Source organism: Streptomyces sp. CB02009, assembly GCF_001905825.1.
Classification (GTDB): domain Bacteria; phylum Actinomycetota; class Actinomycetes; order Streptomycetales; family Streptomycetaceae; genus Streptomyces.
The window spans coordinates 27,988-53,400 of sequence record NZ_LIVV01000002.1 but is presented as its reverse complement, the minus strand read 5'-3'; the positions used below and the strand labels follow the sequence as shown (position 1 = coordinate 53,400).

Genomic DNA, 25,413 nt, shown 5'->3' with positions numbered 1-25,413 from the left:
GGATCCACCGGACCGTCCCGCGGTCGCACCCCACCCCTGTCGGGCCCGTCACAGCGGGCCCGTCTCACGTGGCGTACACTTCCCCGCCATGCACTTGTCTGACAACCCTGCCACGCCTGCCGCCGCCACCGTCTCCGAGTGGATCCGCCGGGCCCCCAAGGCCGTCCTCCACGACCACCTCGACGGTGGGCTGCGCGCCGCGACCATAGTCGAGCTGGCACGGGAGTGCGGCTACACCGCGCTGCCGACCGAGGACCCCGCCGCGCTCGCGGTCTGGTTCCGGGACGCGGCCGACTCCGGTTCGCTGGAGCGCTACCTGGAGACCTTCGCCCACACCTGCGCGGTCATGCAGACCCGTGAGGCGCTCACCCGCATCGCGGCCGAGTGCGCCGAGGACCTCGCGGCGGACGGTGTCGTCTACGCCGAGATCCGCTACGCCCCCGAGCAGCACCTGGAGGGCGGCCTGACCCTCGACGAGGTCGTCGAGGCCGTCAACGACGGCTTCCGCGAGGGTGAGCGCCGTTCCGGCGGTCGTATCACCGTCCGCACCCTCCTCACCGGCATGCGCCACACCGACCGCTCGCTGGAGATCGCGCGGCTCACGGTCGCGCACCGGGACAAGGGCGTGGCCGGCTTCGACATCGCCGGCGGCGAGATCGGCAACCCGCCGGCCCGCCACCTCCCCGCCTTCCAGCACCTGAAGCAGGAGAACTGCCACTTCACGATCCACGCCGGCGAGGCCGTCGGCGCGGAGTCGATCCACGAGGCCGTGCAGGTCTGCGGCACCGAGCGGATCGGCCACGGCGTGCGGATCACCGACGACATCGCCGAGGACGGCACGCTGGGCCGGCTCGCCTCGTACGTCCGGGACAACCGGATCGCCCTGGAGGTCTGCCCGACGTCCAACCTCCAGACGGGCGCCGCGAAGGACTACGCCTCGCACCCGATCGACGAGCTGCGCCGCCTGGGCTTCCGGATCACGCTCAACACGGACAACCGGCTGGTCTCCGGCACCACCATGAGCGAGGAGTTCCAGCACATGGTGGACGCCTTCGGTTACGGCCCCGAGGTCTTCGAGGAGTTCACGGTCGCCGCCCTGGAGGCCGCCTTCCTGCCGCTGCCGGAGCGGCAGCGGCTGGTCGACGAGGTCGTCCGCCCCGGGTACGCGGCGCTCCGGGCCGTCTCGGTCTAGCCCACCCGTCCCTGGACCAGGGGCAGTTCGAGCGTCCCCGGGTTTCCGGGGGCGTCGACGACGGTCACCGGCTTGATGCCGCGGTTCCCGGAGTACGCCGTGTCGCTGCCCGCGATCACCAGCTCCAGCCGGTGGCCCGTCTCGTAGCGGTGGACGACGGCGGGCAGTTCGACCGTGAAGGGGCGCGTGACGTCCGGCACCCGGACCGGTGCGACGAGGCGGTTGACCAGGGTCCTGGTGCCGTCGGGGGCGATGTCGTAGAGCTTGGCGAAGAGCACGAGCTTGTCGGCGGCGTCGCCGGAGTCCTGGACGCGCTCGGTGGCCGGCGAGTCCACCTTCAGGGTGGCCCGCGGGGCGCCGACGAGGTCGACGGGCGCGGTGAGCGGGGCGCTGGTCCAGCCGAGGTGGGTGCCCGCGGTGTCGTACGGCCGGGGGTCGGGCAGCCCGATCATCCCGGCGAGCGACGATTCGGAATGGCTCGTCGGGAGGAGCCGGTTGCTGTACGTACGCGCGCCACGGGCGACCTTCGCGCGGTCGTCGACGAGCTTGCCGTCGCCGGAGAGGTACAGCCGCTGGCTCAGCGCCGGCACCTCGGCGGCGGCGCCGTAGCCGCTCTGCCAGTCCCGGTACCAGGCGAAGGCGGGTCCGGTGTCGGCGGCCCGGTTCTTCCGCAGGTACCGGTCGAACCATCCGAGGATCCGCTGTCCGACGTAGCTTCCCTCCAGGTTGCCCTGAGCCAGGTCGAGTTCGCCGGGCTTCTGGCCGCCGCTGTGTCCCCAGGACTGCCAGATCATCCGGGTGTCGACACCGCGCTCGCGGAGCCGGTCGTAGGTGGCGTTCGCCTCGTTGAGGGTGAACAGGCTGTCGGCCTGGCCCTGGACGATGAGCGTGGGGGCGGTGATCCGGTCGACGTACGAGACCGGGGAGACGCTGCGGGCGTAGGCCAGCATCTTCGCGGTCTCGGCCTTCGGGTAGCGGCCGGAGTTGAGGAGCCGCACGGTGCCGCAGGCGTCGGTGACGAAATGCAGGCAGCGGATCGAGTTGATCCGGCTGGGGTCGAGCGAGGGGACGAGCAGCGGCTGCCCCTCGCCGATCAGGTAGAACCCGTTCGCCCACTGCCACTTGAAGACGCCGGGGGTGGCGCGGTCGGCGGCGTTGGGGGCGAGGGAGTAGGCGAGGTCGTTCCAGGTGATGAGGGGGACGAGGGCGTCGATACGGGGGTCGACGGAGGCGGCGGCGAGCTGGACGGCGCCGCCGTAGGAGCCGCCGATCATGCCGACGCGCGGGTCGCCCGCTCCGTCGCGGGTGACGAAGTCGGCGCGGGTGCCGTCGTCGGCGGCGCGGTCGCCGGCGAGGAAGTCGACGAGCCGGGCGGCGGCGCGGCCGTCGATCTCGGGGTCGTCGAGGGAGATCAGGCAGCCGGACTTCCCGAAACCGAGCCCGGAGTAGACCAGGCCGACGTAGCCCCGCTCGGCGAAGGCCCTGCCGATGGCGTCGGTGGAACCGTCGCTCTTGCTGCCTCCGAAGCCGTTGGTGGCGAGCACCGCGGGCGCGGGACGCGCGGCGTCCACGCCGGCGGGCCGGTACAGGTCGGCGTCGACGGCGCAACTCCGCCCGCCGGCCTCGACGGTGAAGCGCAGCGGGGTGACGCTGTACGGGGCTTCGGCGGCGCTCGCGGGCGCGGCGAGTGTCAGCGGCCCGGCGAGCGCGGCGGCTCCGGCCACGAGCGCGAGGGCCTTGCGGGATCGGGGCACGGCACGGGACACAGAGACCTCCACGCTGAGGACGACGCCGAGCAGCCCACGACTCCTACCGACTGGTAGAGACCCGGGCAGCGCCCATGCTGTGACACGTGTAAGAGCCCGTCAATGCGCCGAACGAGGGTTGTTGACGGAGATTCAGTGAAGGGCCGTGTCGGGGAGGCCCGTACCGTCCCGGGCCTCTCGTCCGCCTCCCCCTCCCCCCACCTCGCGTCGCCGCCCGGCCGCCGCTCAGCGCAGGGCCGGGACGTCCAGGGTGAGGGTGTTCTTCTCCGTGTCCAGGACGGCCGACACGCCGAGCGGCATGGTCAGGGCCGTCTCGCTGTGGCCGAAGCCCAGTTCCTCCACGACCGGGACGCCGAGGTCGCCGAGGCGGTCCAGGAGGACCGCCCGGATCTCCTCGTACGGGCCGCACTCCGCCCAGGAGCCGAGGGCGATGCCCGCGACGCCGTCGAGCCAGCCGGAGCGGAGGAGCTGGGTGAGGATGCGGTCGAGCCGGTACGGCTCCTCCCCCACGTCCTCCAGGAGCAGCAGTCCGCCGCGAGCGGAGGGGCGGGCGTGCGGGGTGCCGAGGTCGGCGGCGAGGAGGCTGACGCAGCCGCCGAGGGTCACGCCGCGGGCGCGCCCCGGTGCCAGGGTCCGGGCCGTGTCCAGGCCGAGCGTGCGCACCGACTCGGGTGTGAACAGTGTGGCCCGCAGGGACTCCTGGGTGCGCGGGTCCGAGAGGAAGGTGCCCGCGGCGACCATCGGGCCGTGCAGGGTGGAGTAGCCGGCCCGGACGGCGAAGGCCTCGTGCAGGGCGGTGATGTCGCTGTAGCCGACGAACGCCTTGGGCCCGGCCTCCCTGATGGCCCGCCAGTCGACGAGGTCGACCATGCGCTGGGCCCCGAATCCGCCGCGCGCGCAGAGGACGGCGGAGACCGAGGGGTCGCACCAGGCCTCGGTCAGGTCGCGGGCCCTGGCCCGGTCGGCGCCCGCCAGGTGGTCGAGGACGGGGTGGGTGTCCAGGACGTGCGGGGCGACGACGGGGTCGAGGTCCCAGCCGCGGAGGATGTCGAGCCCCGCCCGCAGCCGCTCCTCGGGGACGGGCCCCGCGGGGGCGACGACGGCGACCCGGGCGCCGGGCCGCAGCCGCTCGGGCCGGGTGAGCGGGCCGGCCGGGGGCCGGGCCTCCGCCGGGCTGGGGAGGGCGGGGTCGGGTGCTGTCACGTGCGGTACTCCAGGTCGGGCACGTCCGTCCGGGTGATGCCGAAGGTCCGTACGTACAGGGAGAGTTCGGCCTCCAGGGCGCGGACCATCGTGTCGGCCCTGCGGAAGCCGTGTCCCTCCCCCTCGAAGGCGAGGTAGGCGTGCGGGACGCCCCGGCCGGCGGTGCGGGTGAGGAAGCGCTCGGCCTGCGCGGGTGGGCAGATGACGTCGTCGAGGCCCTGGAGCAGCAGGAAGGGCGCGGTGACGCGGTCGACGTGCTCGATGGGCGAGCGCTCCTTGTAGCGGGCGGGGACGTCGTCGAGGGAGCCGATGAGCCCGTGGAGGTACTGGGACTCGAAGTCGTGGGTCTCGTCGGTGGCCCAGCCCCGCAGGTCGAGGATGGGGTAGATGATCGTGCCGCAGGCGTACACGTCGGTGGAGACGAGGGAGGCGGCCGTCGTCCAGCCGCCGGCGCTGCCGCCGCGGACGGCGAGCCGGGCCGGGTCCGCGGTTCCCTCGGCGGCGAGTGCCGCGGCGACGGCCGCGCAGTCCTCGACGTCGACGACGCCCCACTGCTCGCGCAGCCGCTCGCGGTACTCCCGGCCGTAGCCGGTGGAGCCGCCGTAGTTGACCTCGGCGACGCCGATGCCGCGCGAGGTGAAGTAGGTGATCTCCAGGTCGAGGACGAGCGGGGCGTGGCCGGTGGGGCCGCCGTGGGCCCAGATCACATAGGGCGGGAGTTCGCCCTCGGGGCCGGCGAAGCCGGGGTGGTGCGGCGGGTAGATCTGCGCGTGGATCTCGCGGCCGCCGGGGCCGGTGAAGGTGCGGACGCGGGGTCGGGGGTGGTGGGCGGGGTCGACGGCGTCGGTGTGGGCGGCGCCGACGACCCGGGTGCGGCCGGTGCGGGCGTCGAGCTCGACGAGTTCGTAGGAGGTGTGCGGGGAGGCGGCGACGCCGACCACGCGGCTGCCGTGGGCGGCGAGGGTCGGGGCCCATTCGGTCCAGGGGCCGGCGGCGTCGACGAGCGAGCCGCGGTCGGGGTCGAGGATGCCGAGGGCGGTGGTGCCCTTGCCGTGGACGACGGCGACCAGACCGTTCTCCAGGGGCGTGAACCAGTTCAGCCCGATCTTCCAGAGCGGTCCGCCGAACTCCTCGGCGCGGGGGCAGAGCGCGGCCGGTTCCCCGAGGCCGCCGTCGGTGCCGACCTCCGCCCGGTAGAGGTTCCACCAGCCGGAGCGGTCGCTGACGAGGAGGAGCCGTCCGGCCGCGTCCCAGTCGACCTGCGGGATCGACTCGGAAGGCCCGCCCGCGACGGTCGTGGCCCGGTCGAAGGTGCCGTCGGGGGTGACGTCGGCGAGCTGCACCTCGGTGCCGTCCCAGGGCATCCGGGGGTGGTCCCAGCCGATCCAGGCCGCCCTGCGGCCGTCCGGGGAGAGCCGGGGACCGGTCACGAACCGGTGGCGCCCGTCGGAGAGTTCCCGGACGGCCGCGCGGTCGTCGGCGGCGGAGCCGTCGAGGGGTACGGCGACGATCACCCGGCGCACGTCCGTCGGGGCGGGGCCGGTGAACTCCTCCAGGACGCACCACACCTCGCCGCGGTCGGCGTGGACGACCGGGTCCGCCCAGCGCAGTCCGCCGCCGGTCGCGGAGACGGGGGTGAGGGGCCGGGGCCCGGCGCCGGCCGCGGCGTCGGGCTCGTAGGCGTAGAGCCGCTGGTCGGGGAAGTGGCAGAAGACGGCGAGGGGTCCGCCGGCCGGGCGCGGGACCGCCGCCCAGGGGAGGCCTCCGTACTCGATCACCCGGCTGCGGACGTTCCACGGGGCGGGCAGCAGGCTCTCCTCGGTGCCGTCGGCGCGCCGTCGCACGAGGGCGCGCCTGCCTCCCTCGGCGGGGCGTGGCGCGGTCCACCACAGCTCGTCGCCGACGACGCCGGGGTACTCGGGCCGCCCGTCGTGGGCGGCGGCGAGCGCCGCGTCGACGGGTGACGGCCAGCTGCCGTGGGCGGCGATCGTTTTCATCCCAGCTCCCCCTGTCACGGTGTGACGCGAAACGATGACGGTCCTTCGGCCTGTCCTAGGCCGACTTCAGGTAGTGGTCGAGCACTCGGACGCCGAAGTGCAGCGCGTCCACGGGGACGCGTTCGTCGACGCCGTGGAAGAGCGCTCCGTAGTCGAGTTCCGGGGGCAGCCGGAGCGGCGAGAAGCCGTAGCCGGTGATGCCGAGCCGGGAGAACTGCTTGGCGTCGGTGCCGCCCGACATGGTGAACGGCACGACGTGGCCGTCCGGGTCGAAGCGCTCGACGGCGGCCCGCAGCTTCGCGAAGGTCGGCGAGTCGACGGGGGCCTCCAGGGCGACCTCGCGGTGGTGGAACTCCCACTCCACGTACGGGCCGGTGAGCTCGTCCATGGTCGCGGCGAACTCCTCCTCGGTGCCCGGCAGTGTCCGCCCGTCGATGTGGGCGACGGCCTGGCCCGGGATGACGTTGACCTTGTAGCCGGCGTCGAGCATCGTCGGGTTGCTGCTGTTGCGGACGGTCGGCGCGACGAGGGCGGCGGCGGGGCCGAGCTTGCCGAGGAGGAGGTCCACGTCGAGGTGCGGCGAGTGGACGTCGATGTCGATCGCGTAGAGCGCGGCGAGTTCGGCGAGGGCGGCGCGGACGGTGGCGGTGAGCCGGACGGGCCAGGCGTGCGAGCCGATCCGGGCGACGGCTTCGGCGAGGCGGGTGACGGCGTTGGCCGTGTTGACCTTGGAGCCGTGCCCGGCGCGGCCGTGCGCGGTGAGCTTGAGCCAGGCGGTGCCCCGCTCCCCTGCGGCGATCGGGTAGAGGGTGGTGCCGGGCTGCGGGTGGAAGCTGAAGGCCCCGGACTCGCTGATGCCCTCGGTGCAGCCCTCGAAGAGCGCGGCGTGGCGGTCGGCGAGGAAGCCGGAGCCGTCCTCGGCGCTCGCCTCCTCGTCGGCGGTGTAGGCCAGGACGATGTCGCGGCGCGGCCGGATGCCCTGCCGGGCCCAGGAGCGGACGACGGCCAGGACCATCGCGTCCATGTTCTTCATGTCGACGGCGCCGCGGCCCCAGACGACCCCGTCGCGGACCTCGCCGGAGAAGGGGTGGGTGGTCCACTCGGCGGGGTCGGCGGGCACGACGTCCAGATGGCCGTGGACGAGGAGGGCCTCGGCCGAGGGGTCGGTGCCGGGGATGCGCGCCACCACGTTGGTGCGGCCGGGGGTCCGCTCCAGGAGGGTGGGTTCGATGCCGGCGGCGGCGAGGCGCTCGGCGACGTACTCGGCGGCGGGCCGCTCACGGCAGTCGCCGCCGCCCCGGTTGGTGGTGTCGATGCGGATGAGCTCGGAGGTGAAGGTGACCACCTCGTCGAGCGCTGTCGTGTCCGGGCCCCGGACCTCCTCAGCCATACTGCTCCTCCACCGCGGCCGAGACGATCGTCGTGACCGCTTTGAATGTGCGGATTGCCTCGTACATCGTCTCGCTCGTGTAGGCGACGCGCCGCTCCGCGCCGCGCGCCACGCCGGGAACCACCGTGGCGGCCGCGCCCAGATGCTCGGCGTCGAACTCCAGCTCCACGGTGAAGGGGCCGCCGTGGACCGGCTCGTGGCGGACGGCGAGCGCGGCGCCGGTCTTCGCGGCAGCGCGGATGTCGGCGGCGGTTCTGGCCGGGGTCCGGCACACCGCCGCGTACCGCGAGACGTAGTCCTTGACGGCGACCTTGGGTGCCTCCGGCGCGTAGCCGAGGGCGTCCTCGCAGGTCAGGTCGTCGCCGGTGACGAGGACGACGGGCACGCCGTACTCCGCGACCACATGGGCGTTGAGCAGGCCCTCGCTGGCCCGCTCGCCGTTGAGCCAGACGCCGGTGATCGAGTTGGCGAGATAAGTGTGGGCGAGGACGCCCTCGGTGCCGGCGCCGGTGTGGTAGCCGACGAAGGCGATGCCGTCGACGTCCCCGTGCTGGACGCCCTCGACCATGGAGAGGGTCTTGTGCCGGCCGGTGATCATCTCGGCCCGCTCGTCGAGCCGCTCCAGGAGCAGGTTCCGCATGGACCAGTGCGCTTCGTTGATGAGGACCTCGTCGGCTCCGCCGTCGAAGAAGCCGAGCACCGCGGCGTTCACGTCGGAGGTGAACATCGAGCGGCACCGCTCCCACTGGGGCGTGCCGGGCAGCACGTCGCCGGGCCAGGTCACACCGGTCGCGCCCTCCATGTCGGCGCTGATGAGGATCTTCATGACTGGCACCGTACGCGCAGCCCGGCGGCCGTACCACCCCTGTGGAAAACGTCATTGGCCTGGCCCATTGGCGGTCCTCGGCGCGTTCCGGTACGCGGTCCGGTCCGGGTTCCGCCACGGGGTCCGGTGCGGCTTCCGCGCAGGTGCGGGACAGGTCGGGACGTGCGAGGACCCCCTCCGGCGGGGGATTGCGGAGGGGGTCGTTCACGGGGCCCGCGGCCGTGGCGGCCGCGGGCCGCGGTCAGTGCGCCCGGGTGTCCGCCGGGGCGAGCCGCAGGTCGCGCTGGACGGGGACCGCGCCGACGGAGACGTCCGCCGTGTGCGGGGCGTGGTCGCGGGCCTCGACCGACACCACGTACAGGCCCTGCTCGGGAGCGGTCAGGACGTAACCCCCGTCCACGTGGGAGAGCACCCGGTCGGCCTGGCCGCCGTCGCTCGCGAGGAGGGTGATCGCGGCCCCCTCGACCGGGGAGCCGTCCGCCGTGTGGACGAATCCGTGGACGACGAGACCGTCGTGCCCGGTCCCGTCCTCCTCCGGCGGCTCGACGGCGAAGTGCGGCAGGCGCTTCTCGAGCCAGCCCGGCAGCCACCAGTTGGAGGCGCCGAACAGGTGCATCAGGGCGGGCACGAGCACGGTCCGCAGGATGAAGGCGTCCAGGGCGACCGCTCCGGCCAGGCCCAGGCCGAACATGGCGGTGGCCCGCTGGCCGCTCAGCATGAAGGCGCTGAAGACACAGATCATGATCACGCCGGCGGCGTTGATCACCCGGCTGGACTCGGCGAGGCCGACCCGCACCGCGCGCGCGTTGTCGCGGGTGTGGACCCATTCCTCGTGCATCCGGCTGACCAGGAAGACCTGGTAGTCCATCGAGAGGCCGAAGAGCAGGGACAGCATGATGACCGGGAGGAACGCCTCGATCGGTCCCGGCCGTCCGGCGGCGAGGAACTCGCCGCCCCAGCCCCACTGGAAGATCGCCACCACCACGCCGAAGGAGGCCGCGGCGGCGATCAGGTTCATGACCGCGGCGGTGAGCGGTACCACGATGCTGCGGAAGGCGACCAGCAGGAGCAGGAAGCCCAGGGCGACGATGGCGCCGACGAAGGCGGGCAGCTTGCCGGCGAGGGTGTCGGCGAAGTCCTCGCCGAGGGCGGTCCCGCCGCCGACGTACGCGCGCAGGGCGCTGCCCTGTTCCGCGGCGGGGACGACGTCCTCGCGGATCCGGTCGATCAGCTCCGAGGTCTCCTCGGACTGCGGGTTGGTGGTGGGCACGACCTGCACGATGGCGACCTTGGACGTCGCGCCGGTCGGGACCGGGACCACCTGGGCGACGCCCTCGGTGCTCCGCAGCCGCTCGACCAGTCCGTCCAGGGCGGTCCGGTCCTGCGGGCCGGGCACCTCGGCGACCACCTGGAGGGGGCCGTTGAAGCCGGGGCCGAAGCCCTCGGCGAGCAGGTCGTAGGCCTGGCGGGTGGTGCTGGTCTCCGGGTTGTTGCCCTGGTCGGAGGTGCCGAGGCGGAGCGAGAGGGCGGGCACGGCGATGACCAGCATGGCCGCGAAGGCGGCGGCGGCGAGGACGCGCGGGTGCTTCTCCACGTACAGCGACCAACGGGCGGTGAGCCGGGCCTTGTTCTCGGCCCGCGGGCCCTCGGCGGCGAGCCGGCGGCGCTGGCGGCGGCTGAGGACGCGCATCCCGAGGACTCCCAGCATCGCCGGGAGAACGGTGATGGAGGCGATGACGGTGATGACGACGGTGAGGGCCGCCGAGATCGTCACACCGTTGAGGAAGCTCATGCGCAGGGCGAACATGCCGAGGAGCGCGATGCAGACGGTTCCGCCGGCGAAGATGACGGCCCTGCCCGAGGTGTTGACGGCGGTGACGGCCGCCTCCTCCGGAGTCCTGCCCGCGAGGATGCCCTTGCGGTGGCGGGTCACGATGAAGAGGGCGTAGTCGATGCCGACGCCGAGACCGACGAGCATCGCGAGCCAGGTCGACACCTCGGGCACCGTGGTCACACGGCTCAGCAGCGCGATGGTGGCGGAGGCGGTACCGACCGCGAAGAGGGTCGTGATGATCGGCAGGAGCATGCCGAAGAGGGAGCCGAAGGCGAGGAAGAGGACGACGGCGGCGGCGAGCACGCCGACGATCTCGCTGAGGTGCGCAGGGGGCGCCTCGGCGAGCGCCACGGTGGCGCCGCCGACCTCGACCGCGAGCCCGTCGCCGGCCGGGGCCCTGGCCGTCTCGATGAGGGCCTTCATCTGCTCGATCTCGAGCTCGTTGCCCTGCTTGGTGAAGGTGACGCTCGCGTAGGCGGTGCGGCCGTCCTCGCTGATCTGCCCGGCGCCGGCCTCGCCGTAGGGGCTCGCGACCGAGCCGACGTCCGGCTGCGCGGCGACCTTCTCCAGGGCGGCGGTCATCCTCGTGCGGACCTCGTCGTCGCGGACGCTGCCCTCGTCGACCCGCCAGACGACGGTGTCGGTCTCGCCGGCCTGCTCGGGGAAGGCCTCCTGCATCAGCGAGATGGCCTTGGAGGAATCCGTCCCCGGCAGGTCGAACACATTGGCGTACTTGTCACCGAGCGAGCTGCTCGCGCCGATCGTGCCGACCAGCACGACGACCCACAGCGCGATCACCACCCACTTGCGCCGGAAGCACCATCGGGCCCACGTCCCCACGTCCATCACTCCTCGTCCGGTCGAACTCAGGTATTCCTGCCGTCTGTTGATCAGCCTGAGCGGCGGTGGACGGGTGGACCAGAAGCTCCTGGAGTCTCCCCGGGTTCTCACAGGGAACTCTCAACCAGCCGTCAGCCGTTTCCCCAGAAGGACGCGACGGGGCGGCCCGATACTGGGGGCATGGACCTCGACACCAGCAGACCCGCCACGGTGCTCATCGTGGAGGACGAGCCCGGCATCGCCGATGTACTGGGCATCACGCTCAAGTTCCACGGTCTGTCCGTACTCTTCGCCGAATCGGGCAGTCAGGCGCTGGAGTTGGCGGAGCGGCACCGCCCCGACCTGATCCTGCTCGACGTGATGCTCCCCGACGGCAACGGCTGGTCGGTGTGCCGCCGGCTGCGGGGCGAGCGGGAGAGGTCCTGGGACACCGCGATCATCTTCCTCACCGCGCGGGACGCCCCCCAGGACATCGTGAGCGGGCTGGCGCTCGGCGGCGACGACTACATCACCAAGCCGTTCAACGTGGACGAGGTGGTGGCCAGGGTCCGCTCGGTGCTGCGCCGCACCCGGCGGAGCAGCGAGGAGCGGGCCCCCCGGGACGTGCTCCGGCACCTCGACGTCGAGCTGGACGAGGCGACGTTCACCGTACGGCGGGCGGGCCGGCCCGTGGACCTCACCCCGACGGAGTACAACCTGCTGCGCTACCTGATGCGCAACGCGGACCGCGTGGTCACCAAGGAGCAGATCCTGCGCCACGTCTGGAGCTACGACTCGGCCGTGGAGTCGACCGTGGTGGAGACGTACATCAGTTATCTGCGGCGGAAGTTGGACCGGAGCGGCGACGCGCCCCTCATCGTCACGCGACGGGGTGTGGGGTACGGACTGCGGGCGGCGACGGGATGAACGGGGCCGTGAAGACCGCGGAGCCCGCCGCGGCCGCCGCGGTGACGTCGGGCCCGGCCGTCCCGGTGACCACGGGCCCGGCTGCCCCCGTGACCACGGGCCCGTCCGCCCCGGTGAAGTCGGGCTTACGCAGGCCGCGTTCGCTGCGGGGCAGCCTCACCCTCGTCAACGTGGCCCTGCTCGCCCTCGGCCTGATCCTCGCCATGGCCGCCTCGCTCGTCGGGGTGTGGACCATCCTGATAGGGCAGCTCGACGACACCCTGCGGCAGGACGTGCAGGACGTACGGGCATCCTCCTCGCCCTCCTCGCTCCCCTCCCCCGCGTCCGCCGCCCCCGACACCTGCGCCGCCGTGCCCTCCGCGGTCCTGCACCGCTCGGCGCCGTACGCGCTGCTCGACTCCCGCGGCCGGGTGGTCCGTTCCTGCGTACGGGAGTCGGACGGGCCCCGCCGGAACGCCGACGCCCTGGCCGCCTCCGTGTCCCCGGTCGCGCTCGCGGACCGGGGCGAGGGGGCCTCCGTACGGCTGGACGGGGAGGTGTACCGGGTGGGCGCCCAGCGGGTGGCCGGAGACGGCATCCTGCTCAGCACGGCGCCGATGGCCGGGATGATGGCCACGGTGAAGAAGCTCTTCCTCCTCGAACTCCTGGTGAGCGCGGCCCTGTTGAGTCTGCTCGCGCTGCTCACCCAGCGGGCCGCCCGCCGTCGGCTGCGTCCGCTGGAGGACATGGTGCAGACGGCCTCGGCGATCGCGGCGGGCCATCTCGGGAGCCGGATCCCGACCGCGGGCGGCAGCAGCGAGGTCACCGAGCTGCGGACGGCGCTCAACTCCATGCTCCAGCAGGTCGAGACGGCCTTCCGCTGCCGGGAGGAGGCGTCGGACCAGGTGAAGCGGTTCGCCGCCGACGCCTCGCACGAGCTGCGGACCCCGCTCGCCACCATCCGCGGCTACGCCCAGCTGTTCGACAAGGGCATGCTGGGGCCCGAGGAGCAGGAGCGGGCCATCGGCCGGATCGCCTCGGAGGCCGACCGGATGAACCGGCTGGTGGAGGAACTGCTCGCGCTGGCGCGCCTGGAGCAGCAGCCGCAGCCCCAGCGACGGCCGGTGGACCTCGCCCTGCTCGCGCGGGAGGCCGCGGTGGACCTGCTGGCGGTCCAGCCGGGGCGGCCGGTGACGGAGGCGGGGGCGCTCAAGCGGGAGGACGAGCCGGTGCCCGTCCTGGGCGACGAGGGACTGCTCCGACGGCTCGTGGCGAACCTGCTCAGCAACGTCTCCGTGCACACCCCGCCCGAGGCGCCGGTCACGGTGGAGGTGACCCGCGAGGACGAGGCCGTCCTGCTCCGGGTCCGGGACGACGGCCCCGGGATGCGGCCCGAGGACGCGGCGCGCATCTTCGACCGCTTCTTCCGGGCGGACCCCGACCGGGCCCGCAGGACCGGCGGCAGTGGCCTCGGCATGTCGATCGTGCAGGCGGTGGTGCAGGCCCACGACGGGACACTGCGGGTGGAGACCGGGCTCGGCGAGGGCATGACGGTCGAGGTCCGTTTCCCGGACGCCCAGCTCACGACCTGAGGCGGACGCCGGACACACGGCGCACGGCCCGACGCGGGCGGATCGACACGGACGGCGCGGTGCGGCGCGGGCAGGCCTGAACGGGGGGCGGCCCGCCCGCGCCCGCGTCACGGGGCCCGGTGCGGGCCCGGCGCGAGGGTGCCGAAGGCCCGGTCGTAGTAGACGAGGGGTTCTCCGGGGGCGAGCCGGACGTCGTCCACCCGCCCGATCATGATGGTGTGGTCGCCCGCGCGGTGGCGGGCGTGGAGCGTGCAGTCCAGCTGGCCGATGGCCCCGCTCACCACCGGCAGCAGCGCGGGCGTGTGGGCCTGTTCCCCGTCGGGGAACCGGTCGGCGCCGGAGGTCGCGAAGAGCCGGGCGACCGCCTCGTCCTCCCGGCGCAGGATGCTCACCGCGAACTCCTCGCACGCGTCGAAGTCCGGGAACGACGAGGAGGAGTGGGAGAGGCAGACGAGGACGAGCGGCGGGTCGAGCGAGAGCGAGCAGAACGAGGTGGCGGTGAAGCCTCGGGGGCTGCCGTCGGCGGCCCGGGTGGTCACCACGACCACGCCGGCGGCGAACCGGGCCATCGCGGCGCGGAAGTCGGCGGGGTCCACCCCGATCGAGGCGTCGCGGCCGCCGTCGCGCCCGGGGGCGGGGGCGGGAGCAGACGCGGGCCCGGGGGCGGAGCCCGTGGTGGGGGCAGCGGCGGTCAGAGCCTGGGGGCTTCGGCTGGTCACGGCAGCAGCACCACCTGTCCGGCGAAGTTGAGCCCGGCCCCGAAGCCGAGGAGCAGGGCCGCTTCGCCGCTGCGGGCCTCGCCCCGTTCGAGCAGGGCGTCGAGGGCGAGGGGGACGGAGGCGGCGGAGGTGTTGCCGGTCCGCACCACGTCCCGGGCGACGGCGGTGCGGCCGGTGAGGCCGAGGCGCTCGGCCATCAGCTCGATCATCCGCAGGTTGGCCTGGTGCGGGACGAAGGCCCCGAGGTCGGCGGGGGCGACGCCGGCGAGCTCCAGGGCGCGGGCGGCCTCGGGGGCGACCTGCTCCATGGCCCAGCGGAACACCCGGCGGCCGTCCATCCGCATCCAGGGCCGGCCGGTCTCCTCGGGGGCCTCGGCGAAGGCGTCCCAGCCCGCGGTCATGCGCAGGGCGTGGGCGTGGGCCCCGTCCGCCCGCCGGACGACCGGTCCGATGCCGGGGGTGTCGGAGGGGCCGACGACGACGGCTCCGGCGCCGTCGGCGAAGAGGAACGAGATCGTACGGTCCTCCGGGTCGACGATGTCCGTCATCCGCTCGGCGCCGATGACCAGGACGTGCCGGGCGCTGCCCGCGCGGACCGCGTCCGAGGCGACGGCGAGGGCGTGGCAGAAGCCGGCGCAGGCGGCGGACAGGTCGATCCCGGCGGCGCGGTGCGCGCCGAGCTCGTGGGCGACCCGGACGGCGAGCGGCGGGGTCTGGAGGAGGTGGGACATGCTGGCGAGGAGGACGAGATCGATGTCGGCGGCCGGCACGCCGGCATGGGCGAGTGCCTTGCCGGCGGCGGAGACGGCCATGACGTGCAGGGTCTCGTCGGGCTCGGCGAACCGGCGTTCGCGGATGCCGCTGCGGGTCTCGATCCACTCCTCGGTGGAGTCGATCCGCGTGCAGATCTCGGCGTTGCCGACCACCCGTCGCGGCCGGTGACCGCCGACCCCGAGGATGCGGCTGTGACCGTGCGCGGGGGTGCGCAGGCTGACTGGGGGCATCGTCGACTCGTTTCCGCGGCCGGCGCTCGGCCGGTTGCCGCTGTGCGGTGAGGTGCGTGCGTACGGCTCCGCCCGGATGCGGGGGGGGTGGGTCGGGGCCTCTCGTTCGGGTCGGGCCGGATCGGCTCTGATCCGGCCCGGTCGGGCGGGGGCGGGTCGCGTCAGGTCGGATCCGGGGTCCCGGCGTACCGGCGCAGTGCGGTGAGGAGTTCGGCCTGGCGCAGGACGGCCGGGTCGGGGGCGGACCGGTCGCGGACGGCGGCGACGAGCGCGGTGAGGGCGCGTTCGACCTGGTCGGCCGGGGCGAGGGGGATGTCACGGCTGCCGTCGGGGCCGTGCAGCCGGACGAGCGGGGTGAGGTCGGCGGGTGGGGTGTAGGCGCGGTCGACGGTGATCCGGCCCGTACTGCCGTGGAGCTCGTAGCGGGCCCGGTAGGCGTGGGCCATGCCGAAGGTGAGCTGGGCGGTGACGCCCTCGGGGGTGCTGAGCAGGGCGGCGCCCGCGGTGTCGACCCGGCGTCCGGTTCCGGCGGTGAGTGCGGCGCCGGTGACGGCGAGCCGGGGGCCCAAGAGGTGGAGGGCGGCGCGGAGCGGGTAGATCCCGACGTCCCACAGGGCACCGCCGCCGAGTTCCGGGCGGTGCCTGATGTCGTCGTCGGGTGGTTCGGGGACGGTGAACGTGGCGTGGAGGGAACGGAGTTCGCCGATGGCGCCGTCGGCGACGAGGCGTCGTACCGCCTCGTGCTGGGGGTGGTGGACGAAGAGGACGTTCTCGACGAGGGCGAGGCCCCGGTCGGCCGCGCGGTCGAGGAGCCGGCGGGTGTGCTCGGCGTCGAGCGTCAGCGGCTTCTCCGCGAGGACGTGCTTGCCCGCGTCGAGGGCGGCGGCGACCCAGGTCTCGTGGAGGGCGGCCGGGACGGGGGCGTAGACCAGGTCGACGTCGTCGGCGGCGAGCACGGCGTCGTACCCGGCGGCGGGCCGGCCGCCGAAGCGCTCGGCGACGGCCTTGGCCCGGTCCGGGTCGCGGCTGCCGATCACCGCGATCTCCAGGTCGGGGTGGGCGGCGACGGCGGGCAGCATCCGGCGGACGGCGATGTCGGCGCAGCCGAGGAGGCCGAGGCGCAGCGGCCCGCTCATCGCGGCTCCCGGGTGGCGTGCAGGCAGGCGAGCAGGGTGCGGGCCTGGACGTTGACGTAGTGGCCGTGCCGGACGAGGGAGGTGAGCTGGCCCTCGGAGACCCAGCGGAAGCCCGGCGGCGGGTCCGCGGCGAGGGTCGCCTCGTCGGCGTCGACGAGGAGGTAGCGGCTCTCCGCGTTGAGGAAGCGGCCGCCCTCCTCGGAGTGGACGGCCTCGTAGCGGATGCGTTCGGGGGCGGCCGCGAGGACCGCGTCGAGGAACGGGGGCCGGTCGGCTCCGGTCAGATGGGCGTGGTTGTCGGGGGTGTACTGGACGGTGGGGCCGAGTTCGACGGTGTCGAGGAAGCCGCCCTCGACGCGGGCGTGGGCGAGGACGTGGCGGACGCCGCCGGCCTCCCGGACGAGGAAGGCGGTGACACCGGTGGCGACGGGCTCGAAGAGGGGCTGGCTCCAGCGGGTCACCTCGCGGTTCCCGGCCCGTACGTCGACGGCGACGACGCGGAAGTAGCGGCCTTCCTCGTGGTCGATGGAGTAGGCGCCGCGGTGCCAGCCGGAGGTCTCGGCGAGCGGGATGCGCCGGGTGTGGACGTCGTGCCGGGAGCGTTCGGCGGTGAACCAGGACAGCAGTTCGACGTCGGAGTGGAGGGCGCGGGGGTCGCCCGCGTGCGGCAGGCAGGACAGGACGGTCCTGGCGTCCATGTTGACGGTGTTGGACTCGTGGAGGAGGGCGTTGATCTGACCGAGGGTCAGCCAGCAGAAGTCGTCGAGGAGGGGGACGTCGTCGACGGCCTCCACGATCATGTTGCGGTTGGACTTGCGCAGGAACCACGAGCCGTGTTCGGACTGGAGGACGTCGGCGAGGACCCGGCCGTGCCCGGGGCGGACGAAGTGGTCGATGTACTTCACGTCGGCGCCGCGGTGCACCTTGGTGTAGTTGCTGCGGGTGGCCTGGACGGTGGGCGAGAGCTGGAGCAGGGTGCGGTTGCCGGGCTCCATCTTGGCCTGCATGAGGAAGTGCAGGACGCCGCCGAACTCCTTGACGACGATGCCGAGGATGCCGACCTCGGGCTGGCTGATGATGGGCTGGCGCCACTCGGGGAACGGTCCGTCCTGGTGCGTGACGTGCATGCCCTGAACGGTGAAGAACCTGCCGCTGCGGTGTCCGAGGTCACCGGTGTCCGGGTCGAACGACCAGCCGTCGAGTGCGCTGAAGGGGATCCGCTCGACCCCGAAGACGGTGGCTTCGGCGCGTTCGGCGAGCCAGCCGGTGATGTCGCGGGGGCCGGGGGCCCGGCCTGTCCGTTCGCGGGCGGAGCGGGCCAGCCGGGCGGCGATGTCCGTGTCCTCGCGTGAGGTCAGGGGGGCGCCGTCGAGGAGGGTGCGCGGGGGGCGTGTCGGGGTGGCCCGGCTCATCCGCGGGCCTCCACGAACTCCTTGACGGAGTCCACCACGTAGTCGATCATCTCGTCGGTCAGCCCCGGGTAGACCCCGATCCAGAAGGTCTGGTCGGTGATGACGTCGCTGTTGACGAGCGAGCCGACGACCCGGTGCGGCTGGTCGATGTAGGCCGGGTGGCGGGTGAGGTTGCCGGCGAAGAGCCGTCGGGTGCCGATGCGGCGGCCTTCGAGGAAGTCCGTGAACTCCGCGCGGGTGAAGGGTGCTTCGACGTCGACGGTGAGGGCGAAGCCGAACCAGCTGGGGTCGCTGCGCGGGGTGGCGCTGGGCAGCAGCAGGTGGGGCACGCCGGCGAGGCCGTCGTGCAGCCGGCGCCAGTTCCGCTTGCGGGCGTCGATGAAGGCGTCGAGCTTGGTGAGCTGGGAGAGGCCGAGGGCGGCCTGGATGTCCGTCGCCTTCAGGTTGTAACCGACGTGCGAGAAGATGTACTTGTGGTCGTACCCGGCCGGCAGGGTGCCCATCTGGTACTGGAAGCGCTTGAGGCACTTGTCGTTCTCGCCGGGCTCGCACCAGCAGTCCCGGCCCCAGTCGCGCAGCGACTCCACGATGCGGGCGAGCGCCAGGTTCGAGGTGAGGACGCAGCCGCCCTCGCCCATGGTGAGGTGGTGGGCCGGGTAGAAGCTGACGGTGGTGAGGTCGCCGAAGGTGCCGGTGAGCTTGTCGTCGTAGCGGGATCCGACGGCGTCGCAGTTGTCCTCGATGAGGAAGAGCTCGTGCTCCTCGGCGAGTTGGGTGATCTCGGCGACCTCGAAGGGGTTGCCGAGGGCATGCGCGATGATGATCGCCCGGGTCTTGGGTCCGATGGCGGCGGCGACCCGGTCGGCGGTGGTGTTGTAGGTGCCGAGGTCGACGTCGACGAAGACCGGTACGAGGCCGTTCTGCAGGATCGGGTTCACGGTCGTGGGGAATCCGGCGGCGACGGTGATCACCTCGTCGCCGGGCCGCAGCCTGCGGTCCTCCAGGTGCGGGGAGGTGAGGGCGGACACGGCGAGCAGGTTCGCCGAGGAGCCGGAGTTGGTCAGGTGGGCCTTGCGGCGGCCGAGCCGGCGGGCGAAGGCCGACTCGAACTTGCGGGAGCTGCGGCCCGCGGCGATCCGCATCTCCAGCGCGGCCTCGACGAGCGCCAGCCGGTCCTCCTCGTCGAGGACGGCTCCGGACGGCCAGATCTCGGTGACGCCGGGCTCGAAGCCCCGGTCGGCCTGCTGCTCCTGCTCCTGGTGGTACTTGCGCACCTCGTCGAGCACAAGCGCCCGGTGGTCGCTCATCGCGTTGTCCTTCCTGCCGTGCCGTTGCCGGCGGATGAGGCCGCGAGGAGGTCCCGCAGCGCGTGGTCGAGGGAGTGGCCGGGGTGCCAGCCGAGCAGTGCGGCGGCACGGGTGATGTCGAGCTGCTGCCACTCCGTGTCGTGCCGGGCCGGCGCTCCGGGCACGGTCTCCTCGACGGTTCTGACGGGGAGCCCGCTGAGGTCGACGAGCCGTTGGACGAGCTCCCGGGTGTGGACGGCCGCTCCGCCGCCGATGTTGATCACGCGGCCGGAGACCCGGTCGAGCGGGGCGGCGAGGGTCCGCAGGACGGCGTCGGTGACGTCGCGCACGTCGACGAAGTCGCGCCAGGCCCGCAGCGGCGGCAGGCGCAGCTCGACCGGGGTCCGGCCGGTTCCGCCGTCCGGGGCCGCGTCGAGGGCGCGGGCCGCGTCGGCCAGCCGGGCGGCCACCGAGCCGAGCAGGCTGCCCGTGGGGGCGCCGGGCCCGGCCACGTTGGCGATCCGCAGGACCGTGCCGGGGACCCGGCCGGTCCCGGCGGCGGCGAGCACCGCCTCGGTGCCGAGGAGTTTGGTGCGCCCGTACGGGGTGACGGGGGCGGGCGGGGCGGTCTCCGGGGTCGGTGTGCCGGTGGTCCCGGCGCCGTACTCGTGGACCGTGCCGAGCTGGACCAGCCGGGGCGGACGGGCGAGGAGGGCGAGCGCCCGGACGATCCGTGCGGGGAGTTCGGCGTTGCCCGCGTGCATGCCCGCCTCGTCGGTGTTCCAGGCGCGGCCCGCGGCGTTGACGACGGCGCCGCCGCCGGTCCCGTCGGGGTCGCCGAGGGCGTCGGCGACGGCGGCGGCGATGCGCCCGGGTGGCGCCGACGCGAGGTCGAGTCCGCCCGCGCCGGTGCCGGCGAAGGACACCACGCGGTGGCCCGCGCCGGTGAGGCCGCGGTGGAGGTGGGCGCCGAGGAAGCCGCCGGCGCCGAGGAGGACGACGTTCACCCGGTGCCTTCCTCGGTGTCCTTGGCCGCCTTCCACCAGTCGGGGTGGTCCCGGTACCAGGCGACGGTCTCGGCGAGTCCGCGGTCGAAGGGGGTGCGCGGGGCGTAGCCCAGCTCTTCGCGGATCTTGGTCTCGTCGATCGAGTAGCGCAGGTCGTGGCCCTTGCGGTCGGCGACCCAGCGGATCAGGGAGGCGTCGGCGTCGCAGAGGTCCAGGAGCCGTTCGGTGATCTCGATGTTGGTCTGCTCGTTGCCGCCGCCGATGTTGTAGACCTCGCCGGCCCGGCCGCGGGTGAGGACCAGCTGGACGGCCCGGCAGTGGTCGTCGACGTGCAGCCATTCCCGTACGTTGCGGCCGTCGCCGTAGAGCGGCACGGACCTGCCTTCGAGGAGGTTGGTGACGAAGAGCGGGATGAGCTTCTCGGGGTGCTGGTAGGGGCCGTAGTTGTTGGAGCAGCGGGTCACCGAGAGGTTGAGGCCGTGGGTGCGCCAGTAGGCGCGGGCGATCATCTCGGCGGCCGCCTTGGAGGCCGCGTAGGGGGTGTTGGGCAGCAGGGGCCAGTCCTCGGTCCAGGAGCCCTCGGTGATGGAGCCGTACACCTCGTCGGTGGAGATGTGGACGACCCGGGGGACTCCGGTGCGCAGGCAGGCCTCCAGGAGGTTCTGGGTGCCCAGGACGTTGGTGCGGACGAAGTCGGCGGCGGCCTCCAGGGACCGGTCGACGTGGGACTCGGCCGCGAAGTGGACGACGGCGTCGTGGCCGGGGAGCAGCTCCATGAGGAGCGGCAGGTCGCAGATGTCGCCCCGGACGAAGTCGAGCCGGGGGTGGTCGGCGGGGAGGCTGTCCCGGTTGCCCGCGTAGGTGAGGATGTCGAGCACGGTGACGTGGGCGTCCTCGTACCCCTCGTATCCGCCGTCGAGGAGCGTCCGGACGTAGTGCGAACCGATGAATCCGGCGCCGCCGGTGACCAGGAGCCTCATGCCGCCACCTCCACGTGGGTGTGATCGCCGACGACGAGCCGCTGCCGGCCGGTCGCCTCGGCCGGGCCGACGGTGGCGGAGCGTCCGATGAGCGAGCCGTGGAGGCCGCTGACCCCGCGGACGGTGGCCCCGTCGAGCGTGATGGAGTACGCGAGCCGGGTGTCGCTCAGGACGCAGTCCCGGCCGATGGTGGTGTGCGGGCCGACGTGGCTGTTCTCGACGAGGGTGCCGGCGCCGATGACGGCCGGACCGACGACGTGCGAGCCGGTGATCCGGGCGCCCGCCTCGACGATCACGGCGCCGGTGAGGGTGCTGGCGGCGTCGACCTCGCCGTCGACGCGGCCGTCGAGTCCGTCGAGCATCCGGCGGTTGCACTCGAGGACGTCCTCGACGCGTCCGGTGTCCTTCCAGTAGCCCTCGTAGCGGCTCGCCCGGACGGCGGCTCCCCGCTCGACGAGCCACTGGACGGCGTCGGTGATCTCCAGCTCGCCCCGCGCGCTGGGCTCGATGGCGGCGACGGCCTCGTGGATGGCCGGGGTGAAGAAGTACACGCCGATGAGGGCGAGGTCGCTGCGGGGTACGGCGGGCTTCTCCACGAGCCGTTCCACGGTGCCGTCCGGGCCGAGCTCGGCGACGCCGAACGCGCGGGGGTCGGCGACCTTGTGGACGAGGAGCTGCGCCGCGGGGCGTTCGGCGGCGAAGTCCGCGGCGATCTCCTCGATGCCGTCGGGCAGCATGTTGTCGCCGAGGTACATGAGGAAGTCGTCGTCGCCGAGGAAGTCCCGGGCGACGGCCACGGTGTGGGCGAGGCCGCGGGGCGCGTCCTGGGGGATGTACGTGATGTCCAGGCCGAGCCGGGAGCCGTCGCCGATGGCGGCGGCGATCTGCGGCCCCCGGTCGCCGACGATGACGCCGACGTCGACGATGCCGAGCGCCCGGACGTTGTCCAGGACGTGTTCGAGCACCGGTTTGTTGATGATGGGGATGAGCTGTTTCGGCATGGAGTAGCTGAACGGTCGCAGCCGGGTGCCGGAACCGCCCGACAGCACCAGAGCCTTCATCGGAGTTCCTCTCATGGGGGTGGCGTCCTCTTCCGCCGGCTCGGACCACGATCCTGCGCCGGTCTGCTGGAGTCGGCCTCGAACGCGGCTCACACCGGCCGCGTGTCCCGCACCCGTCGCTCCAGGTCCTGGACGACGCGGGCGGGGCTGGGCATGTCCTCCATCTCGGCCCGCAGCTCGCGGGCCGCGGTCGTGTGCGCGGGCTCGCGCAGGAGGCGGTCGAGTGCCTTGTGCAGCTCCTCGGGATCGTCCTGGCGGGCCGCTTCGGCGAGGGTGACGGCGGCTCCGCGGGCGGCGAGCCGCTCCCCGGTGGCGAACATGTCCGCCAGCTGCGGCAGCACCAGTTGGGGCAGGCCGTGGGCGAGGGAGGTCATGGTGGTGCCGGCGCCGCCGTGGTGGACGACCGCGTCGCAGGAGCCGAAGAGCAGATGGAGCGGGGTGGGGTCGATGAGCCGGACGTGGTCCGGCAGCGGGCCGATGGCCTCGCGGTACTCGGGTTCGACGGTGGCGATCGCCTCGGTGTCGTCGAGGCCCTCGAAGGCCTGGAGGATGCGGCGGACGTGCGGGATCCCGCCGAGGGTGAGGGTGCGCAGGCCGAGCGAGACCGCGACCCGGCGGCGCGGCCGGTCGGTGCCCCATTCGCGGCGCCGCCACTCGGGGACCCGGCCGTTGCCGTTGAAGGGGACGGCCCGGATCGGGGTGCCGGGCTCGGCGTCCGGGAGCTGGAGCGACGGCGGGCAGGGGTCGAGGACGAGCGTCGGGTCGGGCAGCGCGTCGAGGCCGAGCGCACGGCAGGTGTCGAGGAGCGCGATCCGGGCCTGGGGGCGGACGAAGCCGGTGAGGAAGTCGACGCTCCAGCGGTGGCGGGCGACGGGGACGCCCAGGAGGGCGCCGATCACCGGGGCGGTGTACTCCAGGAGGTCGCAGACGAGCAGGTCCGGCCGGAAGGCCCGGGCGAAGTCGAGGTACTCGGGCAGCCTCGCGCTCTGGTGGCCGAACCAGAGCGCGAAGTAGTCCTCCATCACCTGGGGTTCCGGCTCGGCGTGGGTGTCGATGAGCCGTTCGTCCTCGCCGAGGTTCTCCCGGAGGACCTCCTCGACCTCGAACCGCTCGCCGACGCTGACGGCGTTCAGTCCGGCGGCGGCGGCCATCCCCATGATGTCCGGCTGGCCGATGACGAGCACCTCGTGCCCGGCCGCCCGCAGCGCCCAGGCCAGCGGGACCAGCGGCGCGAGGTGGCTGGAGACGGGGGTGCCGATCATCAAGACGCGCATGGGTCCTCCTGCGGTGGGTGGTTCGGTGGTGCGGGTCGGTGGTCGTCCGGGGCGGTGCTTCGGAGCGTTGCTTCGGGTCGGTGGCGCGGGCCGGTGGCGCGGGTCGGTGGTGCTCAGGAGACGGCGGGCTGCCACTCCGCGAGCAGTCCGGCGGCCGCGGCCTCGACGGCGCCGGGCGCGGCCGCGTCCTTGGGTGAGATGAGCGGGGGTTCGGTGAAGCCCCACGGCAGGGCGAGGTCGGGGTCGAGCGGGTCGATGTCGATCTGTGTGCCGGGGACGTGGCCGCTGGAGAGCACGTAGCAGATGGTGGTGTCGTCGGTGAGGGTGAGGAAGCCGTGCCCGACGCCCTCCGGCACGTAGACGCAGGCGCCGGAGTCGGCGGTGAGGTGGTTGACGGTGTACGTGCCGAAGTGCGGCGATCCCACGCGCAGGTCCACGGCGATGTCCCGCAGGGCGCCGCGCACGCAGGTCACGTACTTGGCCTGGCCCGGTGGCACGGTGACGCTGTGGATCCCGCGCAGGGTGTTGCGCCGGGAGACGGAGTAGTTGATCTGCTGGACCGTGAAGGGCCGCCCGACGACCCGGGAGAGCTCCTCGGTGCGCAGCGCCTCGAAGAAGGAGCCGCGGTCGTCGTGCAGGAGGTGCGGCTCGGCCAGCCAGGTGCCGGGAACGGCCAGTTCGGTGAAGCGCATGCCGGTTCACCGCCTCCCGGCGCGGTGGTGGGCGGTGAGGGCTTCCAGCGCGGGCACGGCGTCCAGGGGGCTGGGGCTCGCCAGGCTGTCGGCGTGCAGGGCGTCGGCGGCGGTCTGGAAGGAGGCCTCGCCGAGGAGGCGTTCGAGGTTCTTCCAGAGCTCCGGTGCGGTGAAGCCTCCCGTGCCCATGGAGAGGCCGGCGCCGCGGTCCTCCAGGTACCGGGCGACGACGACGCCGTCCCCGCCCTCGACGGGCACGATGAGCTGGGGGACCCGGTAGGCCGCGGCGATGCCGAAGGTGCCGACGCTGCCGTGGTGGACGATGGCGGAGCTGGTGGGGAGGAGCTGGTCCAGCGGGACGTAGTCGATGGTGCGGACGTTCTCCGGGATGCTGCGGACGGAGGCGAGCTGGTCGCGGTCGAGGGTGGCGACGAGTTCGATGTCGCGGCCGGCGACCATCTCCAGGAGTTCGGAGATGGGGAAGCCGGCCTCCTCGGCGAACATCTTGCGGGTGCTGACGCCGAGGGTGAGGACCACGCGGGGGCGCTCGGCGGGGCCGTGGAGCCACTCGGGGACGGCGCCGCCTCCGGTGTACGGGATGCGCCGGACGGGCTGGTAGCGGACCTCGTCGGTGATCCGCATCCCGGTGGGCATGAGGTCGACACTCCACTGGCCGAGCAGCAGCTCCTCGTCGAACTCCAGCCCGCGGCGCTCCAGTTCGGGTCGCATGGCGGAGGCGACCGGATCGCCCCCGGGGAGGGCGGCGGCGCGGCGGCGGTTCTCGGCGGAGCGCATCCAGCCGAAGTAGTCGATGCCCCAGAGCAGTCGGGCGTGGGCGGCGCCGGCGGCGCGGGCCGCGATCGGGGCGGCGAAGCTCAGCGGGTCCCAGAGGACGAGGTCGGGCTTCCAGGCGCGGGCGAAGGCGACGAGGTCGTCGGTGGCCGAGCCGCGCGCCGGGTCGCCGGCCGCCCCGGCGGCGGGCGGGGCGGGGTGGTAGAGGGAGAACCCGGCGAGCATGTAGTAGCGGATGACGTTGCGGCGGTTGCCGGGGTCGCCGTCGGCGATGTCGAGGGCGCCGGTGATCCGGTCGAGCCGGTCGTCGCTCGCGCAGGCGCCGACCAGGGCGGGGACGTCGACCCGGTCGCCGATCTCGACGGCCGCGAGACCGGCGGTGGTGACGGCGCCGGTGAGCTCGGGGTGGCTCGCGACCCGTACCTCGTGTCCGGCCGCGAGCAGGGCTCGGGCGAGCGGGACGACCGGGTAGAGGTGGGCGGCGCCCGGGAAGAGGGTGAACAGAACCCGCATGGGCTCTCCTTT

The 25,413-nt window shown here is 73.5% G+C and carries 20 protein-coding genes; 3 read left to right on the top strand and 17 right to left on the bottom strand.

From position 1 onward, the window contains the following. Window positions 1–88 precede the first annotated feature (88 nt). The gene (locus AMK27_RS07645) at window positions 89–1,192 is read left to right on the top strand and encodes an adenosine deaminase (RefSeq protein WP_073904164.1); all 1,104 of its coding nucleotides are present in this window, start codon (window positions 89–91) and stop codon (window positions 1,190–1,192) included. Here the strand turns inward: AMK27_RS07645 and AMK27_RS07640 are convergent. From AMK27_RS07640 to AMK27_RS07615, 6 genes are all read right to left on the bottom strand, one after another. After that, a complete protein-coding gene (locus AMK27_RS07640) occupies window positions 1,189–2,958 on the bottom strand; it encodes a CocE/NonD family hydrolase (protein WP_241847380.1) in 1,770 nt (589 codons plus the stop codon). The two genes, AMK27_RS07645 and AMK27_RS07640, sit on opposite strands and share 4 nt — an antisense overlap. 225 nt (window positions 2,959–3,183) lie before the next feature. Further along, window positions 3,184–4,161: a S66 peptidase family protein gene (locus AMK27_RS07635; RefSeq protein ID WP_073904162.1), complete on the bottom strand. Its 978-nt coding sequence runs from the start codon at window positions 4,159–4,161 to the stop codon at window positions 3,184–3,186. Further along, entirely contained in the window at window positions 4,158–6,158 is a 2,001-nt protein-coding gene (locus AMK27_RS07630; protein WP_073904160.1) for a S9 family peptidase, read from the bottom strand. Before AMK27_RS07630 ends, AMK27_RS07635 begins: the two co-directional genes overlap by 4 nt. A gap of 55 nt (window positions 6,159–6,213) precedes the next feature. Next, complete coding sequence (locus tag AMK27_RS07625) at window positions 6,214–7,548, bottom strand: M20/M25/M40 family metallo-hydrolase (RefSeq protein WP_073904158.1); 1,335 nt, start codon at window positions 7,546–7,548, stop codon at window positions 6,214–6,216. Then, entirely contained in the window at window positions 7,541–8,374 is an 834-nt protein-coding gene (locus AMK27_RS07620; RefSeq protein WP_073904156.1) for a M55 family metallopeptidase, read from the bottom strand. The genes AMK27_RS07625 and AMK27_RS07620 overlap by 8 nt, the downstream gene beginning before the upstream one ends. Before the next feature lie 241 nt (window positions 8,375–8,615). Continuing rightward, entirely contained in the window at window positions 8,616–11,054 is a 2,439-nt protein-coding gene (locus AMK27_RS07615; protein WP_073904154.1) for an MMPL family transporter, read from the bottom strand. Window positions 11,055–11,228: 174 nt separating this feature from the next. Between AMK27_RS07615 and AMK27_RS07610 the strand changes: the two genes are divergently transcribed. Together AMK27_RS07610 and AMK27_RS07605 are read left to right on the top strand one after the other, a co-directional pair. Continuing rightward, on the top strand, window positions 11,229–11,954 hold the full coding sequence (locus tag AMK27_RS07610) for a response regulator transcription factor (RefSeq protein ID WP_073904152.1): 726 nt from the start codon (window positions 11,229–11,231) through the stop codon (window positions 11,952–11,954). An 8-nt stretch (window positions 11,955–11,962) separates the two neighbouring features. Next, complete coding sequence (locus AMK27_RS07605; protein WP_241847379.1) at window positions 11,963–13,525, top strand: sensor histidine kinase; 1,563 nt, start codon at window positions 11,963–11,965, stop codon at window positions 13,523–13,525. 107 nt (window positions 13,526–13,632) lie between these two features. Here the strand turns inward: AMK27_RS07605 and AMK27_RS07600 are convergent, their stop codons facing one another. From AMK27_RS07600 to AMK27_RS07550, 11 genes are all read right to left on the bottom strand, one after another. Continuing rightward, window positions 13,633–14,244 (bottom strand): flavin reductase family protein, encoded by a 612-nt coding sequence (locus AMK27_RS07600; protein WP_241847378.1) that lies wholly within the window; start codon window positions 14,242–14,244, stop codon window positions 13,633–13,635. Continuing rightward, entirely contained in the window at window positions 14,241–15,248 is a 1,008-nt protein-coding gene (locus tag AMK27_RS07595) for a beta-ketoacyl-ACP synthase III (protein ID WP_073904150.1), read from the bottom strand. Before AMK27_RS07595 ends, AMK27_RS07600 begins: the two co-directional genes overlap by 4 nt. Before the next feature lie 161 nt (window positions 15,249–15,409). After that, entirely contained in the window at window positions 15,410–16,384 is a 975-nt protein-coding gene (locus tag AMK27_RS07590) for a Gfo/Idh/MocA family protein (protein ID WP_073904148.1), read from the bottom strand. Then, entirely contained in the window at window positions 16,381–17,796 is a 1,416-nt protein-coding gene (locus AMK27_RS07585; protein ID WP_079188288.1) for an NDP-hexose 2,3-dehydratase family protein, read from the bottom strand. The genes AMK27_RS07590 and AMK27_RS07585 overlap by 4 nt, the downstream gene beginning before the upstream one ends. Beyond that, the gene (gene rfbH / locus AMK27_RS07580) at window positions 17,793–19,103 is read right to left on the bottom strand and encodes a lipopolysaccharide biosynthesis protein RfbH (protein ID WP_073904146.1); all 1,311 of its coding nucleotides are present in this window, start codon (window positions 19,101–19,103) and stop codon (window positions 17,793–17,795) included. The genes AMK27_RS07585 and rfbH overlap by 4 nt, the downstream gene beginning before the upstream one ends. Next, on the bottom strand, window positions 19,100–20,089 hold the full coding sequence (locus AMK27_RS07575; RefSeq protein WP_073904144.1) for an NAD-dependent epimerase/dehydratase family protein: 990 nt from the start codon (window positions 20,087–20,089) through the stop codon (window positions 19,100–19,102). The genes rfbH and AMK27_RS07575 overlap by 4 nt, the downstream gene beginning before the upstream one ends. After that, window positions 20,086–21,069 (bottom strand): dTDP-glucose 4,6-dehydratase, encoded by a 984-nt coding sequence (gene rfbB, locus AMK27_RS07570; RefSeq protein WP_073904142.1) that lies wholly within the window; start codon window positions 21,067–21,069, stop codon window positions 20,086–20,088. Before rfbB ends, AMK27_RS07575 begins: the two co-directional genes overlap by 4 nt. Then, window positions 21,066–22,130, bottom strand: coding sequence for a glucose-1-phosphate thymidylyltransferase (locus AMK27_RS07565; RefSeq protein WP_073904140.1), 1,065 nt, complete (start codon window positions 22,128–22,130; stop codon window positions 21,066–21,068). Before AMK27_RS07565 ends, rfbB begins: the two co-directional genes overlap by 4 nt. Before the next feature lie 89 nt (window positions 22,131–22,219). After that, window positions 22,220–23,404 carry a nucleotide disphospho-sugar-binding domain-containing protein gene (locus AMK27_RS07560; RefSeq protein WP_073904138.1) on the bottom strand — a complete coding sequence of 395 codons (1,185 nt, stop codon included), beginning with the start codon at window positions 23,402–23,404 and terminating at the stop codon, window positions 22,220–22,222. A gap of 113 nt (window positions 23,405–23,517) precedes the next feature. Further along, window positions 23,518–24,096 (bottom strand): dTDP-4-dehydrorhamnose 3,5-epimerase family protein, encoded by a 579-nt coding sequence (locus AMK27_RS07555; protein ID WP_073904136.1) that lies wholly within the window; start codon window positions 24,094–24,096, stop codon window positions 23,518–23,520. Window positions 24,097–24,102: 6 nt separating this feature from the next. Next, window positions 24,103–25,401 carry a nucleotide disphospho-sugar-binding domain-containing protein gene (locus AMK27_RS07550; protein WP_073904134.1) on the bottom strand — a complete coding sequence of 433 codons (1,299 nt, stop codon included), beginning with the start codon at window positions 25,399–25,401 and terminating at the stop codon, window positions 24,103–24,105. Window positions 25,402–25,413: the final 12 nt, after the last annotated feature.

Coding starts and splice junctions, on each gene's coding strand:
- AMK27_RS07590 (WP_073904148.1), bottom strand. CDS start 16,384: ATGAGCGGGCCGCTGCGCCTCGGCCTCCTCGGCTGCGCCGACATCGCC.
- AMK27_RS07555 (WP_073904136.1), bottom strand. CDS start 24,096: ATGCGCTTCACCGAACTGGCCGTTCCCGGCACCTGGCTGGCCGAGCCG.
- AMK27_RS07630 (WP_073904160.1), bottom strand. CDS start 6,158: ATGAAAACGATCGCCGCCCACGGCAGCTGGCCGTCACCCGTCGACGCG.
- AMK27_RS07560 (WP_073904138.1), bottom strand. CDS start 23,404: ATGCGCGTCTTGATGATCGGCACCCCCGTCTCCAGCCACCTCGCGCCG.
- rfbB (WP_073904142.1), bottom strand. CDS start 21,069: ATGAGGCTCCTGGTCACCGGCGGCGCCGGATTCATCGGTTCGCACTAC.
- AMK27_RS07645 (WP_073904164.1), top strand. CDS start 89: ATGCACTTGTCTGACAACCCTGCCACGCCTGCCGCCGCCACCGTCTCC.
- AMK27_RS07550 (WP_073904134.1), bottom strand. CDS start 25,401: ATGCGGGTTCTGTTCACCCTCTTCCCGGGCGCCGCCCACCTCTACCCG.
- AMK27_RS07565 (WP_073904140.1), bottom strand. CDS start 22,130: ATGAAGGCTCTGGTGCTGTCGGGCGGTTCCGGCACCCGGCTGCGACCG.
- AMK27_RS07615 (WP_073904154.1), bottom strand. CDS start 11,054: ATGGACGTGGGGACGTGGGCCCGATGGTGCTTCCGGCGCAAGTGGGTG.
- rfbH (WP_073904146.1), bottom strand. CDS start 19,103: ATGAGCGACCACCGGGCGCTTGTGCTCGACGAGGTGCGCAAGTACCAC.
- AMK27_RS07610 (WP_073904152.1), top strand. CDS start 11,229: ATGGACCTCGACACCAGCAGACCCGCCACGGTGCTCATCGTGGAGGAC.
- AMK27_RS07585 (WP_079188288.1), bottom strand. CDS start 17,796: ATGAGCCGGGCCACCCCGACACGCCCCCCGCGCACCCTCCTCGACGGC.
- AMK27_RS07625 (WP_073904158.1), bottom strand. CDS start 7,548: ATGGCTGAGGAGGTCCGGGGCCCGGACACGACAGCGCTCGACGAGGTG.
- AMK27_RS07620 (WP_073904156.1), bottom strand. CDS start 8,374: ATGAAGATCCTCATCAGCGCCGACATGGAGGGCGCGACCGGTGTGACC.
- AMK27_RS07595 (WP_073904150.1), bottom strand. CDS start 15,248: ATGCCCCCAGTCAGCCTGCGCACCCCCGCGCACGGTCACAGCCGCATC.